The sequence below is a fragment of the Paraburkholderia sp. MM6662-R1 genome (assembly GCF_050436245.1).
GTDB classification, from domain to species: domain Bacteria; phylum Pseudomonadota; class Gammaproteobacteria; order Burkholderiales; family Burkholderiaceae; genus Paraburkholderia; species Paraburkholderia tuberum.
In genome coordinates this window covers 3,093,928-3,112,622 of the sequence record NZ_JBNDLV010000001.1, presented here as the reverse complement: position 1 = coordinate 3,112,622, position 18,695 = coordinate 3,093,928, and the positions used below count along the sequence as shown (strand labels likewise).

The following is an 18,695-nucleotide window of genomic DNA, read 5'->3' as shown; positions in this document are numbered from 1 at the left end:
GGCGAAAATCCGGCGAACCTCAAGCGAACGAGTAGAACACCCGGAACGCGACCTTGCGCTCGGCCCAGAATTCGGCCGCTTCACGGAACACGTCGAGCAGCGTCTCGCGCCCTTCCTTGTCGAATTTCTGCGCGATCGGCAGGTGTTCGAGCACGATCACGAAGCCGGGCTGCGCGCCGGCCTTGTGCACGAGGTCGGTCAGGCAGTCGTAGAGCGCGTCGTAGTTCTTGCCGAAATGCTTGGGAAACAGGAACGACGTCGCGATCGTCTCGAGCACTTCCTGCTTCGAGGCGGCGTTCGCGCAGTACGCATACAGAAAGTGCTGGCCGAGCAGGTTGGCCTCGTCGGCGAGATCCTGCACGCGGAACGCGCGGATCGACTGCACGATGTTCGGCCGCACCGTCCTGAAAAGGCTCATGGGCTCCTCGTTCGATGAAACCACCGTGGCAGCCTCGCTTTGATTGTCGCGACCCTGCTGGTCGGCGCGCATCTTCATGACGCGTTGGAACAAATTGCCGTCGCCGGCCGCGAAAAGATCCGTCGCGACTCCGGAATCGTGCGCGTAGATGTTGTCGCTCATGCCGTTCATCCCAATGTCATTCAACAATATGGTTAAAACTGGTGTAATGGTCGTCCGAGTAATAACAATTGTCGGTCCGCTGTAGCGGACCTCCGCAGACGATGCGGCGCGCCCCGCGATTACGCGCGTGAGGCGTGGGGACGGTGTATTCATGGTAATAGCCGCGCCGGTGGGCGGGCAGCACCCGTTCGTAGTTGCCGAATACGATGCCGTCCTTCTGATACGGGTAAGGCCCGCCGGCGGCAATGAGGTTCAACGTATCGACCGCCTCGCGCGGCAATTGCGCCAGCGCGATGGTGCCCACCTGCGCTTCCACCCCAGTTGGCGCCGAGTAATCTCGCGCCAGCGCGTCGGGCGCGGAACTGGACAACGCGCAGAGTGCGGCGGCACCGATCAGCACGCCTTTCATGCGCAACCAGTTGCGTGCCATGTATCCGGTTTCCCCGCTGTCAGATCACGAGTTTGACGACCATGAAAGTCGTAAGGGTATCGCTAATAGCCTTTGGAATCAACGTTCGACGGCCGATGGCACCCCGCCTCACCCCGCGGAAAAGCCGGTGGCGCGGACTTTGACGACTTTTGACAAAATGTTTAGCTCAATCAGGCTAAACTGAGCTCAACCGTGATCGAATGCAGTGCGGGCGGTGCAAGCGGCCGCTGGCCGAAGCGCTCGATTGCGGTTGTTAGAGCCTGTAACCACTGAGCCGAAAGGCCGTGTCATTGCCATTTTTCGGGGTGGCGATCCCCTGCTTGCCCTGAGGGCGTGCCCATTGCGGGCACGCCTTTTTTTTCAGGTACACCGGTTGGAAAACCGGCGCCGGGCCCGTCGCGGCCCGATCACGATGCGCAGTTAGCGGGTTGCGCTGACGTCCGCGACCAGCAGCGCCGTCATGTTGACGATCCGGCGCACCGTCGCCGACGGCGTCAGCACGTGCACCGGCTTGGCCGCGCCGAGCAGAATTGGGCCAATCGCAATGTTGTTGCCGGCCGCCGTCTTCAGCAGGTTGTACGAGATATTGGCCGCGTCGATGTTCGGCAGCACCAGCAGGTTCGCGTCGCCTTCGAGCGTCGAATCGGGCAATACCTCACGGCGCAGGTTGGCGTCGAGCGCGACGTCGCCGTGCATTTCGCCGTCAACTTGCAGCTCCGGCACGCGTTCGCGCAGGATCTCGAGCGTATCGCGCATCTTCTGCGCCGTCGGCGCATTGCTCGAACCGAAGTTCGAGTGCGACACGAGTGCAACCTTCGGCTCGATGCCGAAACGGCGCACTTCCTCGGCTGCCATGATCGTGATCTCAGCCAGCTCGGCCGGTGTCGGATCGACGTTCACGTGCGTATCGACGAGGAAAATCTGCCGATTCGGCAGGACCAGCGCGTTCATCGCCGCATAGACTTTCGCGCCGGGCTTCTTGCCGATCACCTGATCGATGAAGTGCAGGTGGCGGTGTGTGGTGCTGACCGTGCCGCAGATCATGCCGTCCGCCTCGCCCTTGTTGACCATCATCGAGCCAATCAGCGTGGTGCGGCGGCGCATCTCGAGCTTGGCCATCTGCGTGGTGATGCCCTTGCGCGACATCATCTTCGCGTATTCCTGCCAGAACTCGCGGTAACGTTCGTCATGATCGGTGTTGACGACCGTGTAGTCCTGCCCCGCGACGAGCCGCAGGCCATAACGCGCGATCCGCTGCTCGATCACGGCCGGCCGGCCGATCAGGATCGGCTTTGCGAGCTTTTCGTCGACGATGATCTGCATCGCGCGCAGCACGCGCTCTTCTTCGCCTTCCGCGAACACGATGCGCTTCTTCTCCGGCTCGATGCTGCGCGCGAGCTGGAAGATCGGCTTCATCGTCGTGCCGCTGTGATAAACGAACTGTTGCAGATGCTGCGCGTATGCGTCCATGTCCTCGATTGGACGCTCGGCGACGCCGCATTCCATCGCGGCCTTCGCCACCGCGGGCGCGACCTTCACGATCAGACGCGGATCGAAGGGTTTCGGAATCAGGTATTCCGGTCCGAACGATAGGTCCTGGATGCCGTACGCGGTCGCGACGATGTCGCTCTGCTCCTGGCGCGCCAGCTCGGCGATCGCGTTGACGGCGGCGATTTCCATTTCGCGCGTGACCGTCGTCGCGCCGGCGTCGAGCGCGCCGCGGAACAGAAACGGGAACACGAGCACGTTGTTGACCTGGTTCGGGTAGTCGGTGCGGCCCGTGCACAGCACCGCGTCCGGACGCACTTCGAGCGCGAGTTCCGGCAGGATTTCCGGCGTCGGGTTCGCAAGCGCGAGGATCAGCGGCCTGGCGGCCATCTGCTTGACCATGTCCTGCTTGAGCACGCCGCCAGCCGACAACCCGAGGAACACGTCCGCGCCTTCGATCACCTCGGCAAGCGAGCGCGCGTCGGTTTCACGCGCGAAACGCTCCTTGTCCGGGTCCATCAGTTCGGTGCGGCCCTTGTACACGACGCCCGCGAGGTCGGTCACGGTGATGTTTTCGAGCGACAGGCCGATGTCGACCAGCAGGTCCAGACACGCGAGCGCCGCCGCGCCCGCGCCCGACGCGACCAGCTTGACTTCCTTGATGTCCTTGCCGACGACCTTCAGGCCGTTGGTGACCGCCGCCGCGACGACGATCGCGGTGCCGTGCTGGTCGTCGTGGAAGACCGGAATCTTCATGCGCTTGCGGCATTCGCGTTCGACGATGAAGCAGTCCGGCGCCTTGATGTCTTCGAGGTTGATGCCGCCGAAGGTCGGTTCGAGCGCGGCGATCACCTCGACCAGCTTGTGCGGATCGTTCTCGTTGATCTCGATATCGAACACGTCGATGCCGGCGAACTTCTTGAACAGGACGGCCTTGCCTTCCATGACCGGCTTCGACGCGAGCGGCCCGATGTTGCCGAGGCCCAGCACCGCGGTCCCGTTCGTGACGACGCCAACGAGGTTGCTGCGCGCGGTGAAGCGCGCGGCGTTCAGCGGGCTTTCGACGATTTCCTCGCACGCGAACGCGACGCCAGGCGAATACGCCAGCGCGAGGTCGCGCTGGTTGATCATCTGCTTGGTCGGGGCGATCGCGATTTTGCCGGGAGTCGGGAACTCGTGGTAATCGAGAGCTGCTTCGCGGAGTTTGGTATTGACGGAATTCGACATAAGGCGGGCTTCGGAGGGCGGATTAGAATAGACGTTCGACGGCATTGTAGCCCCAATTGCCTACGCAATTCCTTCAATACGGGTACAACAGCCGCGACTGAAACAGCGTGAAAGCGCGCGTTGCCCGTTGTCCGGATGGTCCGGCGCTTGCGACGGGGCATCATGCTCAATCGCCCTGATCCGCGCCATTTCTCCAATCGTTCTCCGCTCACCGTCCGCCATCATGCTTTCCGAGTTTTCGCTGATCGATCGTTTCTTTGCCCGCCGCGCCGCCGCCGGGCGGCCCGCCAATGCCGAAGGCGGCACGCTCGGCATCGGCGACGATTGCGCGTTGCTGGCGCCGCCTGCCGGCGAAATGCTGGCGATATCGACGGACATGCTGGTCGAAGGCCGTCATTTCTTCGCCGATATCGATCCCGAAGCGCTCGGTCACAAGGCGCTTGCCGTCAATCTGTCTGACCTCGCCGCAATGGGCGCGCAGCCGCGGGCGTTCACGCTGGCCTTCTCGCTGCCGAAAGCCGACGAAGCCTGGCTTTCCGGTTTCAGCGAAGGCCTGTTCGCGCTCGCCGAGCGCTACGGTTGCGAGCTGATCGGCGGCGATACGACGGGCGGGCCGCTCAATCTGTGCATTACGGTATTCGGCAGCGTGCCGCCACGAACAGCCTTGCGCCGCGATGCCGCGCAACCCGGCGACGACATCTGGATCTCCGGCACTCTCGGCGATGCGCGCGCCGGCCTCGGCGCGCAGCGCGGCGAATGGTCCGCCACCCCGAATGACGCCGCGACGTTCCGCCGGGCGCTCGAACGCCCCGAGCCGCGCATCGCGCTCGGCCTCGCGCTGCGCGGCATCGCACACGCGGCGCTCGACCTGTCGGACGGACTCGCCGGCGATCTGCGGCACATCCTCGAACGCTCGTCGGTGGGCGCGAGCGTCGACGTCGATGCGGTGCCGCGCTCGGCCGCGCTACGCCGCCTGCCGCCCGACGTCCAGCAGCGCTGCACGCTCGCCGGCGGCGACGACTACGAGCTGTGCTTCACCGCGCCCGCCGCCGCGCGCGCCGCGGTCGAGGCCGCCGCGCAGAAGGCCGCCGTGCCGGTCACCCGCATCGGTACAATAAGCGCACTGGAGGCGGCCACCGACCGCCCGGCCATCGCGTGGCGCAACGCCAGCGGCGCGCCGCTCACTCTGACCTTGCAAGGTTTCGATCACTTTCATGCAGAATGACCCCCCGCTCGGCCCCGCCGACGACTTCCTCGGCGGCGAGCCGCCCCAGCCGCCTGGACCGCGCGAGCCGAAGCCTGCTCAGCCGCGCCGCGCGACCGCGCGCTTCATGCTGTCGCATCCAGTCCACCTTCTGTCGCTCGGCTTCGGCAGCGGGCTGTCGCCCGTCGCACCGGGCACGATCGGCACGCTGCTCGGGTGGGCCTCGTTCGCGGTGCTGAGTCGTTATCTGACAGTTATTGAATGGGGCGTGCTGATCGGCGTCGGCTTTCTCGGCGGCATCGCGTTGTGCGGCTTTACCGCGAAGCGGCTCGGCGTCGAGGATCCGTCGGCGGTCGTGTGGGACGAAATCGTCGCGATCTGGCTCGTGCTGCTGATGGTCACGCCTGCCACGCTCACCGGCCAGGTGTGCGCGTTCCTGATCTTCCGCTTCTTCGACATGGTGAAGCCGCCGCCGATCGGCTACTTCGACCGCCGGCTGAAAGGTGGCTTTGGCATCATGTTCGATGACCTGATCGCCGCATTTTTTACGTTGCTGGTGATTGCGCTGTGGCGGATGTCGGTTTGAGCGCTGCCTGTTCACCGTTCGAGTACCGTTCGACTCTTTTGGTCGCCGCCAGGCCCCTGCCGTTCGCCGCGCCGCCCGGCCGGCTTCGTTTTCCGGATTGACTGACGCCATGCCTACCGATTCCGTCGTTCACCAGCTTGCGATCCGCGTGAGCAACCGTCTGCGCGACGAGCGCCTGATGCTCGTGACCGCCGAGTCCTGCACGGGCGGCATGGTCGCGACCGCGATCACCGACATCTCCGGCAGCAGCGGCTGGTTCGAACGCGGCTTCGTCACGTATTCGAACCAGGCGAAAAGCGAAATGATCGGCGTGCCGGCCGACCTGATCGAAAAGCACGGCGCGGTCAGCGAGCCGGTCGCACGAGCGATGGCCGAAGGCGCGCTGCGCAACAGCCGAGCGCAGGTGTCGCTGTCGATCACCGGCGTCGCCGGCCCCGGCGGCGGCACGGAAACCAAGCCGGTCGGCATGGTGTCGTTCGGTTGGAGCAACCGGCTGCACACGTCGGTGGAAACGAAGATTTTCAAGGGCGACCGCGACCAGATCCGCGTGCAGGCCGCGGCGCACGCGCTGCGCGGCCTGCTGGCGCTACTCGACGAACGCGAGCATTGAGCGGCGGCTAACTATCACTGAGGAGGCGGACAATGCCGGATTCGCGCGCGATCGCAGACGAACTGATCCGCCGCTTCGATCTGAAGCCCCATCCTGAAGGCGGCTTTTTTGCGGAGACCTACCGCTCGGCCGCGCGTGTGCTGCGCGCCGGCGAGCCGAGCGAGGTTGGGAACGCCCGTGCGGCGTCGACTGCGATCCATTACTTGCTGTGCGACGGCGCGCATTCGGCGTGGCATCGGATCCGTTCCGATGAAGTCTGGCATTTCTATGCCGGCGAGCCGCTGCTGGTCCACGTGCTCGATGAAAGCGATGCCGGCGGTGCGCTCGTCACGCACCGGCTCGGCAATCCGCTCACGCATCCCGATACGGTCTGTCAAGCCGTCGTGCCGGCCGGCTTGTGGTTCGCGGCCGAGTGCGCCGATCCGGCATCGTTCGCGCTGGTCGGCTGCACGGTCGCGCCGGGTTTCGAATTCAGCGAGTTCGAACTCGCGGAGGTGGATGCGCTGAAGGCGCGGCATCCGCGGCATGCGGGGTTGATCGGGCGGCTCGCACCGGCGCGCTGACGCGCCGCGCCGGCCGCCGCGGGATCGCCCGCCGCGAGATCGCCCGCCGGTTCAACGAAACGCGTTGATCCGGTCGCGGGTGTCCTTCGCGGCCTGCGCGGCCGCTTGCACGAAATCGTCGCCCTTGCCCGCGTAGATGATCGCGCGCGAAGAGTTGATCAGCATGCCGGTGCCGTTCGCGGTGCGTCCGGCGCTCACGGTGGCCTGCACGTCGCCGCCTTGCGCGCCGATGCCCGGAATCAGCAGCGGCATGTCGCCGACGATCCCCCGCACCACTTCGATTTCCTTCGGAAACGTCGCGCCGACCACGAGCCCAAGCTGGCCGCTCGCATTCCACTTCTGCGCGGCCAGTTGCGCGACGACCTGATACAACGGCCGACCGCTTGTCTCGAGAAACTGCAGATCCGAGCCACCCGCGTTCGACGTGCGACACAGCACGATCACGCCCTTGCCTGCGTGCTCGAGATACGGCTCGATGGAATCGAAACCCATGTACGGATTGACCGTCACCGCGTCGGCCTGGTAGCGCTCGAAGGCCTCGCGTGCGTATTGCTCGGCCGTGCTGCCGATATCGCCGCGCTTGGCGTCGAGAATCACCGGCAGGCCCGGATGGTTCGCGTGAATGTGGGCGATCAGCTGCTCGAGCTGCTCTTCTGCGCGATGCGCGGCGAAGTAGGCGATCTGCGGCTTGAACGACGACGCGTACGGCGCGGTTGCATCGACGATCGTGCGGCAGAACTCGAAGATCGCGTCGGCGCGGCCCGCGAGCGCACCCGGGAATTTGCTGGGCTCGGGATCGAGGCCAACGCACAGCAGCGAATTCGTGCGCTGCCAGGCGTCGTTGAGTGTCTGGATGAAATTGGACATGGTGAGTCTCGCGGCGAGCCGGTAATCGGAGGAGGCGCGTATTTTACCTGTCCCACGAACGCCGTCCGTCGATGGCGGTCACCGCGCGGCCCGCGCCTCATAGGCGATAGCAGCGCCAGGCCGCCCGTTCGGACGTTCGTCCGGCCGGCGGCCCGGCGGCTACGACTGCGGCTACGGCTGCGACTACTACCTGCGCCGCGCGCCACGCCCGCCCGGCATCGAGCGCAGTCCAGTCCGCTCGACCGTGAAGCGGAACGTGCGCGTCAACCGCTCGCCGCGCTTGAGCAGCGTCATGCCGTTTTCGCTCGCGCCGCCCGCCAGGTTCATTGCATTGATCGGATGATCGACCGGTTCGAAGCAGAAGAAGTCTTCGCCGGGCGGCGTGTACAGCACGTAATAGTCGGTGTCGGCGGCGATGTTCAGCGACAGACGGCGCTTCGGCCACACCACTGCCGCCTGGCCGCTCCAGCCGGTGAACGCGTGATTGACGATCGTCTCCGGCAGCGGATACGCGACGCCGAACTGCCACGCGGGGGGCGCCGGCACGTGGCGCACCGGCAGCCAGTCGTCGCCCGAGAGCCACAGGCCGCCGGCCGCCGCCGACAGCTCGGTGTCCGCGTCGCGCACGAAGAACGGATGCACGCCGAGCCCGAACGGCAGCGTCTCGCGGCCAGCGTTTTCGATGTCGAGCGAGACGACCAGCGTTGGGCCGTCCAGCGTATAGGTTTGTGTCGCGCGGAACGCGTACGGCTTGCCGTCGCTGCGGTCGAGCGCGAGACGCACGTGCTCGCGGCCCGCGTCGAGCACCTGCCATTGCGCGAGCCAGCCGTCGCCGTGAATCGGCAGCGGCTCGTCGGCGCGGTTGCGCGGCACCTCGACGCGCCGCCCGGCCACGCTGAAATGGCCGCCGCCGATGCGGTTCGAGTACGGCAAGAGCGGATAGCAGGCCAGTTGGTTCGGTTGCGTATCGCCACCGACGTGACTGCAGCGCCGGAAGATCGGCGTCAGCGCGCCGTCGTCGCGCCAGTCGAAGCGGGTCACACCGCCGCCGAGCGTCGGCGCGACATCGAGACGCAATTGCGAGTTGGCGAGCGTGATGCACGCGACATCGCCGGCGCTGCCTTCGCCGAGGGCCACCGCCGACGTGCTCGGGCCCGCCAGCACGGGATTGGCGGCCGCGGCGAGTCGCGAGCGTCGCGTTTGAGAGGTTGGGGATGAGGCTGAAACGAGATTCGCAACAGTCATATCTGGCTCCATCGAGAGGCGTGGGACGTTGCCGTCAGGGTTGACGGGAGTGGCGGGCGACTTTTTGTGACCAATTCGCCTCGAGTCCGAACTGCATGTTGCCGATTCGTTGCCGGCCGGTCGCGGGCGTATTGCTCGCGGACCGAAACTGCCACATCGACTTCTGCTTCACCTTCAGGATCGCGGCCCCGGCGTGCGGCCGGGGCTGCGTCATTCTGCGCTAGATAGGCGCGCCCTGGAACAGCGGCTCCGCAACACCGCGCCGCGCGAGCGTCGCGACGAACAGGTCGCCCGCGAGCGTGTCGGCCGCGCGCGCCGTCGCATCGAGCTCGGCGTAGGCGCTCGTGATGTACAGCGTGTCGAGCGCCGTCTCGCCCTGGGCGCTGCCCGTGGCCTGGCCGAGCGCGGCACCGCCGATCGCGACGCAGCTCGGCTGCGTGGTGGGCACGTCGATGCGCTCGGTTTCCACGCCATCGGGGCCGTAACGCACCACGCGCGCGCCGCCCCATTGCGCGTTCCACAGGCCGCCGTCGCTGTCGACGGTCGAGCCGTCGGGGATGCCGTTCGCATCGGTCAGGCGAGTGAACAGGCGATCGTTCGCGATGCCGCCGTCCGCGCGATAGTCGCACGCGCGGATTTCACGCGTCGGCGAATCGCAGTAGTACATCGTCGCGCCGTCGGGACTGAATGCGATGCTGTTCGAAATCGCCGGCGCTGGCAACGGTAAACGTTCGAGCGACAGATCGTGATTCAACCGATAAAAGCCGGCGACCGTCTGCCGTTGCCCGCTTTCGTCCTTGGTGCCGAACACGAAACGCCCTTGCCGATCGCAGCGGCCGTCGTTGACCCGTGTATTCATGCCGGGCTCGACGTCGACGATGCGCTGTGTGCTGCCTGTCCGCAGATCGAAAAACGCGAGGTGCGATGCGAGCCCGAGCAGCACGTAGCGCGGGTTTTCGCACAGTGCGAAGGTGGCGAGCCGCTCGGGCATGTCGAACGAATCGCTGCGGCCGTCGGCCGGATCGTAGCGCCACAGCCGCGCGCCTTCGATGTCGGTCCAGTAGAAGCGGCCGCTCCTCGCGCACCAGGTCGCGCCTTCGCCGAGCTCGCATTGCGCGTCGAGCAGCAGCGTGGCCCGCTGCACGCGCGGGCTGGCGCTCACGCCCAGCCTCCGTCGACGACGATGTCCTGCGCGGTGATCATGCGGCTGTCGTCGGCGGCGAGGAACAGCGCCATGCGCGCGAGGTCGGCCGGCATCAGCTCGGCGTCGATGCACTGGCCTTCCTTGATCTGGCGGCGGCCGTTGTCGTCGAGCCACAGGCGCAGCTGCTTGTCTGTCATCACCCAGCCCGGCACCAGCGTGTTGACGCGGATATTGAAGTGGCCGAGGTCGCGCGCGAGCCCGCGCGTCAAACCCTGCACCGCCGACTTCGACATCACGTACACCGGATAGCCGCCGTTCTTCAGCATCCAGCTGATCGAGCCGAGGTTGATGATCGAGCCGCTACGCGCGGCCTTCATGTCCTCCATCACGGCCTGCGCCGCGAAGAACTGATGGCGGATGTTCACGGCGATGCCCGCGTCGAACGACTCGCGCGTCACGTCGCCGATCTGATGGCGCTTGTCGTTCGCAGCGTTGTTGATGAGCACCTGGATCGGACCCAGCGCGGCCTTCACGTCGGCGATCGCTTTTTGCAGCGCGTCGACGTCGGTCAGATCGCAGGCCAGAAACAGCGGCTTGTGCTTCGAATCGCCGAGCTGGTCGGCGAGCGCTTCGCCCGCGCTCGCGTCGATATCGAAGAACGCGACGCGAGCGCCCTGCGCCGCGAAGTGCTCGACGAACGATGCGCCGATGCCGGTCGCGCCGCCCGTGATCAGCACCGTACGGTCGACGAGGCTCGGATAGCGCGCGTACGCGGTGTCAGCGAGGCTGGCGTTTGCATTGGCCGGAGACGACATCGTTCGATTCCTTTATGAGCTTGGATGTGCTTGGGATGGGGTGAAAGCGACTCAATCGCGCGAGCCGCGGTTCTTCAACTGGTCGAGCAACACGGCCGCGAGCAGGATCGCGCCGCGCACCAGGTACTGATAGAACGCGTCGATGTTCAGCAGGTTCATCACGTTCTCGACCGTACCCATGATCAGCACGCCGATCACGACGCCGGAAATCGTCGCGCGGCCGCCCAACAGCGACACGCCACCGAGCACGCACGCGGAGATCACGTTCAGCTCGAAGCCTTCGGCGGCGTTCGGCTGACCCGACGTGATACGCGACGCGAGAATCACGCCGGCAAGCGCGGTGACGGCGCCCTGGATCAGAAAGATGTAGACGCGCGTGCGCTCCACGTTGATACCGGCGAGCCGCGACGCTTCCGGATTACCGCCGATCGCCAGCGTATTGCGGCCGTACACGGTCTGGTTAAGCATCACGCCGAACACGATGAAGCAGATCAGCGTGACCCAGATCGGCAGCGACACGCCGAAGAACGTCAGGCCGCCGAGCGCGATGAACGTATCCGACGACACGCCGACCGCCTGCCCATGCGACACGATGAAGCCGAGGCCGCGGACGATTTCCATCGTCGCGAGCGTCGTGATCAGCGCGTTGATGCGCAGGTACGCGATCACCGCGCCGTTGACGAAGCCGATCATCGCACCCGCCGCGACCGCCGCGATGATCGCGATAACCGTGCTGTTGGTCGCGTTGAGCACCATCGCGCACAGCACGCCGGCGAACGCGACGGTCGAGCCGACCGACAGGTCGAAGTCGCGCGACGCGAGGCAGAACATCATCGTGCACGCGACCATGCCGATCTGCGAGATCGACAGCGCGAGGCCGAGCATGTTCTCGATCGAGAAGAAATGATCGACGGTCAGCGACATCGTGACGAACATCAGGATGAAGATCACGATCAGGCTGTATTCGGTGATCTGCTGCCACCATTTGGCCTTGTCGCCGGTCTGCGGAATCAGCGCGTCGGCCGCGCTCTTGGCGGTCTGCTGCGCGAGGTTTTCTCTGGCTTGCATGTTCAATACTCCTCCCCGTTCCCCACGGGTTGCGGACTCGCGTCCGGATAAGGTTCAGGCCGCGCGCGACGCGCTCTGGTTGGCGGCGTTGGCGTTCGCGTTTTCAGGCAGCGCGGTCGAGCTTTGCGGCAGCGCGAGGCTCAGCACCGACTGTTCGGTCGCGTCCTTGCGCGCGAGCTCGCCGGAAATGCGGCCCTGGCGCATCACGATGATCCGGTCGGACACGCCGAGCACTTCCGGCAATTCCGACGAAATCATCACGATCGCGCAGCCGCGCTCCGCGAGCTGATAGATCACGTTATAGATCTCGTGTTTCGCGCCGACGTCGATGCCGCGTGTCGGTTCGTCGAGAATCACGACTTTCAGATCGGGCTCGGCGAGCCAGCGCGACAGAATCGCCTTCTGCTGGTTGCCGCCCGACAGGAAGCGGATCTTCTGCCGCCGATGCGGCGTCTTGATCTTCAGCAGCTTGATGAAACGGTCGGCCGTCTGCGCCTCCTTCTTGCGATCGAGAAACACGCCCGCGCGCAGATAGTGACGGCGGCAGCTGATGTTGATGTTCTCCGCGACGCTCGCCATCGCGACGATGCCCTCTTCCTTGCGATCCTCGGGGCACAGCACGATGCCGTGCTTAATGGCCTCGCCCGCGCTGCGCACCTTGATCGGCTTGCCGTCGAGTATGAGTTCGCCGCCCTTGCGATGCTCGGCGCCGTACACCAGATGCATCAGCTCGCTGCGGCCCGCGCCGACGAGTCCGAAGAAGCCGACGATCTCGCCGCGCCGCACCTCGAAGCTCGCCGGCTGCGCGAGCGGATGACCTTCGATCGCCTTCGCCGCGAAACGCACTTCGCCGAGCGGCCGCGCCGAATAGCTATAGATGTCCGAAATTTCGCGCCCGACCATCTCACTGACGATCGTGTCGCGCGACACGCCTTCTAGCGTCGGATGCGACGCGACCTTGCGGCCGTCGCGGAAGATCGTGCACGCGTCGCACAGCTCGTAGATCTCGTCCATGCGGTGCGAGATGTAGATCATCGCGCGGTTGTCGGCGCGCAAATCGCGCACCAGCTTGAACAGCACCTCGGTCTCGCGATGCGACAGCGAGCTGGTCGGCTCGTCGAGCGCGATCACGCGCGCGTTGCGCATCAGCGCCTTGCAGATTTCGACCATCTGCCGCTGCGCGATCGACAGCTTGCGCAGCTTCGCGTTCGGATCGAGCGCGACGCCCATCGCTTCGAGCCGCTCGCGCACGAAGCGCTTCGCCTCGCGCTTGTTGACCCAGCCGAGCGCATTGGGCAGCTGGCCGAGCAGCAGATTCTCCGCGACCGTGAGGTCGGGCACGTACTGCAGTTCCTGGTGAATCACCGCGATGCCGGCACCGATCGACGCGGCCGCGCTCGGAAAGCGCACCTCGTTACCGTCGATCATCATGCGGCCCGAATCGGGCTGATACTCGCCGCCGAGAATTTTCAGCAGCGTCGATTTCCCGGCGCCGTTTTCGCCCATCAGGCCGTGCACCTGGCCGACGTTGACGTCGAAGGACACGCCGTCGAGCGCACGCACGCCTGGAAAAACCTTGCCGATATTGTCAAAACGTAGCGTCGCTGACACTTCGCCTCCTTGTCGACCGGAGTTAGCGCTTTAGCGCTTACTCTGGTCCCATGCAAGATATTGCTGCCTCATGTTTACCGTACGCGTATCGCGGACGGTCCGTCTGTCTACCGCAGATCTTCTCTCGCCGCCGGCGTGCGGTCCCCTGCGCCAGGCAGGGAAAGCGACGCGCCGGCGGTGTACTTCATACCACCGCCAGTCTTGCGACTACTTCGACGCGAGGCCCATCTTCTCGCGCACTTCGCCGACGTTGTCGCGTGTCGCCAGCATGCCGGTCGTCAGCGTCAGCAGCGGCGGTTCCTTGCCCTGCGTGATCCACGCGTACATCAGTTCCGAGGTTTCCTCGCCGTGGCGCTTCGGGCTGATGATCACGGTGCCGTAGAAGCCCGTCGGCTGCGGCTTCTTGAACTCGTTCATCGCGGACTCCGAACCGCCGATGCCGATGCCGATCATGTTGTCGGCCTTGAAGCCACGGCCTTCCGCCGCGCGCACCGCGCCGAGCACGCCTTCGTCGTTCAGCGCGTAAGCGACCCAGTGCTTGAACTGCGGGTTCTTCGTCAGCGCGATGTTGGCGGCGTTGAACGCGTTTTCCGTGTCGGTCTTCGCCTGCGGCGCGGTGACGATGTTCGCTTTCGGGAAGCCCGCGGCGACCAGCGCGTCGGTCGCGCCGGTGGTGCGGTCATGCGCGGTCGGCAACTGCTCGTAGGTCACGTCGATCGCGCCGACGTCCTTCATGTCCCAGCCGCGCTTCTTGATTTCAGCCGCGATGCCGTCGCCGACCTGCTTGCCGATGTTATACGCCGAGATGCCCATGTGCGGCACCGCTTCGATCGGCTTGCCCGCGCCGTCGACGAGGCGGTCGTCGACCGTCATCATCTTCAGGCCGTCGGCCTTCGCCTTCGCGACGATGCCCGGCCCGAGCTTGACGTCGGGCGTGCAGATCACGAAGCCCTGTGCCTTCTGCGCGGCGAGGTTATCGATCGCGCTCATCACCTTCTCGCCCGACGGCGCGCCGATCTTCACGAGCGTGAAGCCCTTCTGCTTGGCGGCGATCTCGGCGAACTTCCATTCGTCCTGGAACCACGGCTCTTCCGGCTGCTTCACGAGGAAGCCGATCTTGACCGAATCGGCGGCCTGTACGACCGGTGCGTTGAAGAGCACACCCGCCGCCGCCGCTGCCAGCGTGAGGAAAATTCTGCGTTTCATAATGCGTGTCTCCTGACTAATTGATAACGAGAAGGTAATCGGCCGCGTCTTCTTGTACCGGTCTGACACACGCGGCCAGCGCGTCGTCCGGTGTTCTGTGCGTCTTTTGGCGACGCAAATTCAGTCGTGATACAGCGCCGAGCGTCCGCCATCGACGGTAATGCAGCTCGCGTTGATGAACGGCGCCTCGTCCGACGCGAGGAACACTGCGGTCATCGCCACCTCCGCCGGACGGCCGATGCGCTTCATCGGCTGCAGATCGAGTGTCGCCTGCTGCGCGGCGGCCGGATCGGACTGCTCGTTCCACCAGTCGTGCGTCAGCTGCGTTTCGATGTAGCCCGGCGCGATCGCGTTCACGCGCACGTTGCGCGGCGCGTACTCGATGCCGAGCGCGCGCGTGAGGCCAATCACGCCGTGCTTCGCGACCGGGTACGGAAAGCAGCCCGGAATGATCTTGAACGCGTGCGTCGACGCGATGTTCACGATGCTGCCCGCGCCACGCTCGACCATGCCCGGCAGCACCGCGCGACAGCCGTTCCACACGCCGTCGAGATCGACCGCGAAGCAGCGCCGCCAGTCGGCGTCGGTCATCGTCAGCGGATCGCAGAACACGTTGATGCCCGCGTTGTTGACGAGGATGTCGAGCGCGCCGAACGCGCGTTCGCCTTCGCTGACCGCGTGCCGCACCGACGCGGATTGCGTCACGTCGGTCTGCACCGCGAGCACGCGCGCGCCGGCGCCAACGTCTGCCTCGATCTGCGCGGCCGTGCGCTGCGCCGTGTCGAAGTCGAGTTCCGCCAGCACGACCGCCGCGCCCTCGCGCGCGAACGCCAGCGCGATCGCCGCGCCTATGCCTCGTCCAGCGCCCGTCACGAGAGCGGCTTTGCCGGCGAGCCGGTTCATTTCTTCACGCCCGCGCGGGCGATCCGCAGACCGTTGATGAACGCCTTCGCATGCGACGCGGTCACCGCCGCGCTCTGGCCCGGCTTGTACAGCGCGGAGCCGAGGCCGAAACCGTTCGCGCCGGCGCTCAGGAACGGCCCCATGTTGTCCGGCGTGACGCCGCCGACCGGCACGAGCGGCACCTGCGCGGCGATCACCGCGCGCCATGCCTTGACGACCTGGCAGCCGAGCTGCTCGGCGGGGAACATCTTCAGCACGTCCGCGCCGTTCTTCAGCGCGACGAACGCCTCGGTCGGCGTCGCGACGCCGGGCGCGCAGGCGAGGCCCCGCGCCTTCGCGGCGATCACGACTTCCGGATCGCTGTGCGGCATCACGATGAGTTCGCCGCCTGCGGCCTTCACATCGTCCACGAACAGCGGATGCAGCACCGTGCCCGCGCCGACGATCGCGTCGGCCGGCAGCACCTTGCGGATCGCCGAGATGCTGTCGAACGGCTGCGGCGAATTGAGCGGTACTTCGACGATGCGAAAACCGGCTTCGTACAGGGCCTGACCGTGATCGGCCGCGTCGGCGGGCGTGACGCCGCGCAGGATCGCGATCAGCGGACAGGCTTCGAACGCGGCGATCAGACCCGCGTGCGGCATGTACGGTGCGGGAAGATTGATGTGTGGTTGCATGTCGGTTCCTTGTTTCGTGAGCGTCGTAAAGGGCTCTGCCGCCGGTCAGCCTGCGCGCGCCGCCTGGGCGGGCGGCCGGACCAGCCCCGCTTCGACGGCGACGCGCCACAGGCCGCGTTCGGTTGCATGCCTGACCGGCTCCGCGCGCAGACAGCCGAATTGCGCGAGCGCGAGGCGGTAGCGCTCGCACAGCGCTTCGTTGCCGATCAGCCGCAGACTCTGCTGCGCGAGCGAGCTGCCTTGCTGCGCGAGGACCGCTTCGAGGCCGGCGAGTTCGTGCCCGATCAGCAGGCCCGACAGATAGTCCGGCTGTGCCTCGCTCGACAGCGCGCCGGTCAAGCCGAGCGTGCGCGTGCTGAACACGGTCGCGAGCACGCCTGCCTGGCCCTGCTCGCGCGCGATGTTCACGCCGCGCAGAAATGCTTCGGTATCCGGGCGATCCGGCGTGACCATCGTGCGGCCGAGAATCGTGTGCTCGCGCAGCGCGGCGAACACCTCGCCGGTCATGAACGTATGAAAACGCTCGATGCGCTCCGCCTGCACGACCGCCCATTTCGCGTGCGTGCCGGGCAGGCCGATCAGCGAGCGGGCGTTGCTGTCGACCGAGTTCGCGTCGTGCACGCCGTCCGCCTCCGCGCTGAGCGCGCCGAAAATTTGCGTCTCCTCGCCGCGCATCACGTTCGGCAATTCACCGCGTTGCAGCACGCCCGGCACGATATGCAGCGTCGCGCCGCGCGCGGTCTGCACGCGGACGATACCGGCCACCAACGCATCGGCGTTCGCGGGTGTCTCGACATACGGCGCTTCGAGCCAGCCCTGCGCGCTGCCGACCATCCCCGCCGCGATCACCGGCACGCCGCGCGCATGGTCGAGCCATGCGCCGCAGGCGTCGTCGAACGCGGCGTCGAAGCCGCCCTCGGCCGCGCTACGCGGCAGATTCATGATGCCGGCCGTCGATGCGCGCGTCGCCAGCACGCGACCGTGCGCGTCGAACAGATAGGCGCGCAGCGACGTCGTGCCCCAGTCGAGCGCGATCAGCGCGGCGTGCGTGAAATCGACGGCGGCGGTATCGGCGGCGGCGGTCGCGTCGGGCTTCACGCCCGAGGTGGGCGCGGCGGACGCCCGGTGGTTCGCCGGCGTGGCGGTGCCCGCTTGTTTCATCGCTTGATCCTGCGCGTGGCCGGTCGCGGTGCGCGCCAACCGAGTTCTTCCGAAATCGCGCGCGCCTCGCGCTGCACGACCGGAATCAGTTCGTCCATCCGTTCGAGCGGCATATAGGGAATCGTGCTGGCCACCGACAACGCCGCGACGATCGCGCCCGACGCATCGCGCACCGGCGCCGCGACGCAACGGATCGCCGCTTCGTTCTCTTCGAGATCGAACGTGTAGCCGCCGGCCGCGTAGTTCGTCATGCGCTGCAGGAAGGTCGGCGCATCGGGGCGGTTGTCCGGCTTGAAGCTGACGCCTGCGAGCGCGCGGCGCGACGCGTCGAACAGCGACTGCCATGCGTCCGGCGCGAGGTCGAGCATCATCGCCTTGCCGATGCCGGTCGACGCGAGCGGCATCCGATGGCCGACGCGCGAGCGCATTTCGAGGCCGCGCGTGCCGGGGATCTTGTCGATGTACAGCACGTCGTCGCCGTCGCGCACGCCGAGGTGGATCGTGTCGCGCGTCTGCTCGGCCAGCGACTCGAGGTGCGCACGCGCGACGGCCGTCAGCGGCATCTGTTCGAGCGCGATCGTGCCGAGCTCGATCAGCTTCGGCCCGAGCAGATAGCCGCCCTGCACCTGGCGCAGATAGCGCGCCTGCACGAGGCTGCTGACGAGCCGGTGTGTGGTGCTGCGGGTCGTGCCGAGCGCGGCGCCGAAGCTGCGCAGATCGCGCACACCGGCCGCGGCCGCCTCGAGAATCGCGAGGCCGCGCAACAGTGTCTGCGTGCCGGCCTGCTGCGGTGTGATTTCCAGCAGCGTGACCGGCAGCCCGAGATCGTCGACGGTCGCCGCGCGCGCCACCGGGCGCGACGCCCTCGCGGTAGCGGACGCACTGGCGGCGACATTGGCGGTGACGGCTGAAGCCTCGCGCGGCGCGGAATTCAGCGCCGGATTCGCGGCGCTGTTCGGCCCGCCGTTCGAGCCCTGCGCGGCCTCGGTCGCGCTGGCGGCGGGAGTGGGCATCGCTTTGTTCATGGCGATTCGCCTTCGGATGGTTTCTGCGCTTAGCGCGCGGGGCCGGAGAACAGGGCGGAAACGGGTGCGGCGCCGCGCTCGCGCGGCTGCTGTGGTTGGCTGCCAGACATGGTCGGTCTCGTCTCCGGTTTTTTTCTGTCGCTGTTCGCTGTTTCGGCGCGCTGGGGCGCCGACTCGCGATGCATGTCGGCTTGGATTGTAGGGCGACTTTTGAGAATCACCAATATGTGAATGTTGAGTCCATATAGTGAGATTTTAGTGGGCGATCGAGTGTTTAGCGAGCTG

The 18,695-nt window shown here is 66.3% G+C and carries 18 protein-coding genes; 4 read left to right on the top strand and 14 right to left on the bottom strand.

Going from position 1 to position 18,695, the window contains the following annotated elements:
- Positions 1-19: 19 nt before the first annotated feature.
- From OKW39_RS14720 to OKW39_RS14710, 3 genes are all read right to left on the bottom strand, one after another.
- Complete coding sequence (locus OKW39_RS14720) at positions 20-580, bottom strand: barstar family protein (RefSeq protein WP_090805466.1); 561 nt, start codon at positions 578-580, stop codon at positions 20-22.
- Between the two features lie 16 nt (positions 581-596).
- Positions 597-1,010 carry a ribonuclease gene (locus tag OKW39_RS14715; protein ID WP_429335323.1) on the bottom strand — a complete coding sequence of 138 codons (414 nt, stop codon included), beginning with the start codon at positions 1,008-1,010 and terminating at the stop codon, positions 597-599.
- 420 nt (positions 1,011-1,430) lie between these two features.
- A complete protein-coding gene (locus OKW39_RS14710) occupies positions 1,431-3,770 on the bottom strand; it encodes an NADP-dependent malic enzyme (RefSeq protein ID WP_429562929.1) in 2,340 nt (779 codons plus the stop codon).
- Between the two features lie 178 nt (positions 3,771-3,948).
- Between OKW39_RS14710 and thiL the strand changes: the two genes are divergently transcribed.
- From thiL to OKW39_RS14690, 4 genes are all read left to right on the top strand, one after another.
- A complete protein-coding gene (gene thiL, locus OKW39_RS14705) occupies positions 3,949-4,950 on the top strand; it encodes a thiamine-phosphate kinase (RefSeq protein WP_429362952.1) in 1,002 nt (333 codons plus the stop codon).
- Complete coding sequence (locus tag OKW39_RS14700) at positions 4,940-5,515, top strand: phosphatidylglycerophosphatase A family protein (RefSeq protein ID WP_429362951.1); 576 nt, start codon at positions 4,940-4,942, stop codon at positions 5,513-5,515. The genes thiL and OKW39_RS14700 overlap by 11 nt, the downstream gene beginning before the upstream one ends.
- 109 nt (positions 5,516-5,624) lie before the next feature.
- Entirely contained in the window at positions 5,625-6,125 is a 501-nt protein-coding gene (locus OKW39_RS14695; RefSeq protein WP_090801874.1) for a CinA family protein, read from the top strand.
- A gap of 32 nt (positions 6,126-6,157) precedes the next feature.
- On the top strand, positions 6,158-6,688 hold the full coding sequence (locus OKW39_RS14690; protein ID WP_184058483.1) for a cupin domain-containing protein: 531 nt from the start codon (positions 6,158-6,160) through the stop codon (positions 6,686-6,688).
- 51 nt (positions 6,689-6,739) lie between these two features.
- On the opposite strand, the gene pyrF is transcribed toward OKW39_RS14690, so the two are convergent.
- The 11 genes from pyrF to OKW39_RS14635 form a co-directional block, all read right to left on the bottom strand.
- Positions 6,740-7,555: an orotidine-5'-phosphate decarboxylase gene (pyrF, locus tag OKW39_RS14685; RefSeq protein WP_184058485.1), complete on the bottom strand. Its 816-nt coding sequence runs from the start codon at positions 7,553-7,555 to the stop codon at positions 6,740-6,742.
- A 186-nt stretch (positions 7,556-7,741) separates the two neighbouring features.
- Entirely contained in the window at positions 7,742-8,800 is a 1,059-nt protein-coding gene (locus OKW39_RS14680; protein WP_429335328.1) for an aldose 1-epimerase, read from the bottom strand.
- Positions 8,801-9,020: 220 nt separating this feature from the next.
- On the bottom strand, positions 9,021-9,962 hold the full coding sequence (locus OKW39_RS14675; protein ID WP_429562928.1) for an SMP-30/gluconolactonase/LRE family protein: 942 nt from the start codon (positions 9,960-9,962) through the stop codon (positions 9,021-9,023).
- Positions 9,959-10,759, bottom strand: coding sequence for an SDR family NAD(P)-dependent oxidoreductase (locus OKW39_RS14670; protein WP_090801880.1), 801 nt, complete (start codon positions 10,757-10,759; stop codon positions 9,959-9,961). The genes OKW39_RS14675 and OKW39_RS14670 overlap by 4 nt, the downstream gene beginning before the upstream one ends.
- 51 nt (positions 10,760-10,810) lie before the next feature.
- Positions 10,811-11,827, bottom strand: a complete 1,017-nt coding sequence (gene araH / locus OKW39_RS14665; RefSeq protein ID WP_090801882.1) for an L-arabinose ABC transporter permease AraH — start codon at positions 11,825-11,827, stop codon at positions 10,811-10,813.
- Positions 11,828-11,881: 54 nt separating this feature from the next.
- Positions 11,882-13,438, bottom strand: coding sequence for an L-arabinose ABC transporter ATP-binding protein AraG (araG, locus tag OKW39_RS14660; protein ID WP_090801883.1), 1,557 nt, complete (start codon positions 13,436-13,438; stop codon positions 11,882-11,884).
- Positions 13,439-13,645: 207 nt separating this feature from the next.
- Positions 13,646-14,644: an arabinose ABC transporter substrate-binding protein gene (locus OKW39_RS14655; protein WP_187609987.1), complete on the bottom strand. Its 999-nt coding sequence runs from the start codon at positions 14,642-14,644 to the stop codon at positions 13,646-13,648.
- 120 nt (positions 14,645-14,764) lie between these two features.
- Positions 14,765-15,547 (bottom strand): SDR family oxidoreductase, encoded by a 783-nt coding sequence (locus OKW39_RS14650; protein ID WP_429562927.1) that lies wholly within the window; start codon positions 15,545-15,547, stop codon positions 14,765-14,767.
- The gene (locus OKW39_RS14645) at positions 15,544-16,224 is read right to left on the bottom strand and encodes a 2-dehydro-3-deoxy-6-phosphogalactonate aldolase (protein ID WP_184006557.1); all 681 of its coding nucleotides are present in this window, start codon (positions 16,222-16,224) and stop codon (positions 15,544-15,546) included. The genes OKW39_RS14650 and OKW39_RS14645 overlap by 4 nt, the downstream gene beginning before the upstream one ends.
- A 45-nt stretch (positions 16,225-16,269) precedes the next feature.
- Complete coding sequence (locus tag OKW39_RS14640) at positions 16,270-17,385, bottom strand: 2-dehydro-3-deoxygalactonokinase (RefSeq protein ID WP_429562926.1); 1,116 nt, start codon at positions 17,383-17,385, stop codon at positions 16,270-16,272.
- Complete coding sequence (locus OKW39_RS14635; protein ID WP_429562925.1) at positions 17,382-18,410, bottom strand: IclR family transcriptional regulator; 1,029 nt, start codon at positions 18,408-18,410, stop codon at positions 17,382-17,384. The genes OKW39_RS14640 and OKW39_RS14635 overlap by 4 nt, the downstream gene beginning before the upstream one ends.
- Between the last annotated feature and the right edge of the window lie 285 nt (positions 18,411-18,695).

What these genes read in the sequence shown, in the direction of transcription:
- OKW39_RS14720 (WP_090805466.1), bottom strand. Translation starts at nt 580, where the DNA reads ATGAGCGACAACATCTACGCGCACGATTCCGGAGTCGCGACGGATCTT.
- OKW39_RS14715 (WP_429335323.1), bottom strand. Translation starts at nt 1,010, where the DNA reads ATGGCACGCAACTGGTTGCGCATGAAAGGCGTGCTGATCGGTGCCGCC.
- OKW39_RS14710 (WP_429562929.1), bottom strand. Translation starts at nt 3,770, where the DNA reads ATGCCGTCGAACGTCTATTCTAATCCGCCCTCCGAAGCCCGCCTTATG.
- thiL (WP_429362952.1), top strand. Translation starts at nt 3,949, where the DNA reads ATGCTTTCCGAGTTTTCGCTGATCGATCGTTTCTTTGCCCGCCGCGCC.
- OKW39_RS14700 (WP_429362951.1), top strand. Translation starts at nt 4,940, where the DNA reads ATGCAGAATGACCCCCCGCTCGGCCCCGCCGACGACTTCCTCGGCGGC.
- OKW39_RS14695 (WP_090801874.1), top strand. Translation starts at nt 5,625, where the DNA reads ATGCCTACCGATTCCGTCGTTCACCAGCTTGCGATCCGCGTGAGCAAC.
- OKW39_RS14690 (WP_184058483.1), top strand. Translation starts at nt 6,158, where the DNA reads ATGCCGGATTCGCGCGCGATCGCAGACGAACTGATCCGCCGCTTCGAT.
- pyrF (WP_184058485.1), bottom strand. Translation starts at nt 7,555, where the DNA reads ATGTCCAATTTCATCCAGACACTCAACGACGCCTGGCAGCGCACGAAT.
- OKW39_RS14680 (WP_429335328.1), bottom strand. Translation starts at nt 8,800, where the DNA reads ATGACTGTTGCGAATCTCGTTTCAGCCTCATCCCCAACCTCTCAAACG.
- OKW39_RS14670 (WP_090801880.1), bottom strand. Translation starts at nt 10,759, where the DNA reads ATGTCGTCTCCGGCCAATGCAAACGCCAGCCTCGCTGACACCGCGTAC.
- araH (WP_090801882.1), bottom strand. Translation starts at nt 11,827, where the DNA reads ATGCAAGCCAGAGAAAACCTCGCGCAGCAGACCGCCAAGAGCGCGGCC.
- OKW39_RS14655 (WP_187609987.1), bottom strand. Translation starts at nt 14,644, where the DNA reads ATGAAACGCAGAATTTTCCTCACGCTGGCAGCGGCGGCGGCGGGTGTG.
- OKW39_RS14650 (WP_429562927.1), bottom strand. Translation starts at nt 15,547, where the DNA reads ATGAACCGGCTCGCCGGCAAAGCCGCTCTCGTGACGGGCGCTGGACGA.
- OKW39_RS14645 (WP_184006557.1), bottom strand. Translation starts at nt 16,224, where the DNA reads ATGCAACCACACATCAATCTTCCCGCACCGTACATGCCGCACGCGGGT.
- OKW39_RS14640 (WP_429562926.1), bottom strand. Translation starts at nt 17,385, where the DNA reads ATGAAACAAGCGGGCACCGCCACGCCGGCGAACCACCGGGCGTCCGCC.
- OKW39_RS14635 (WP_429562925.1), bottom strand. Translation starts at nt 18,410, where the DNA reads ATGAACAAAGCGATGCCCACTCCCGCCGCCAGCGCGACCGAGGCCGCG.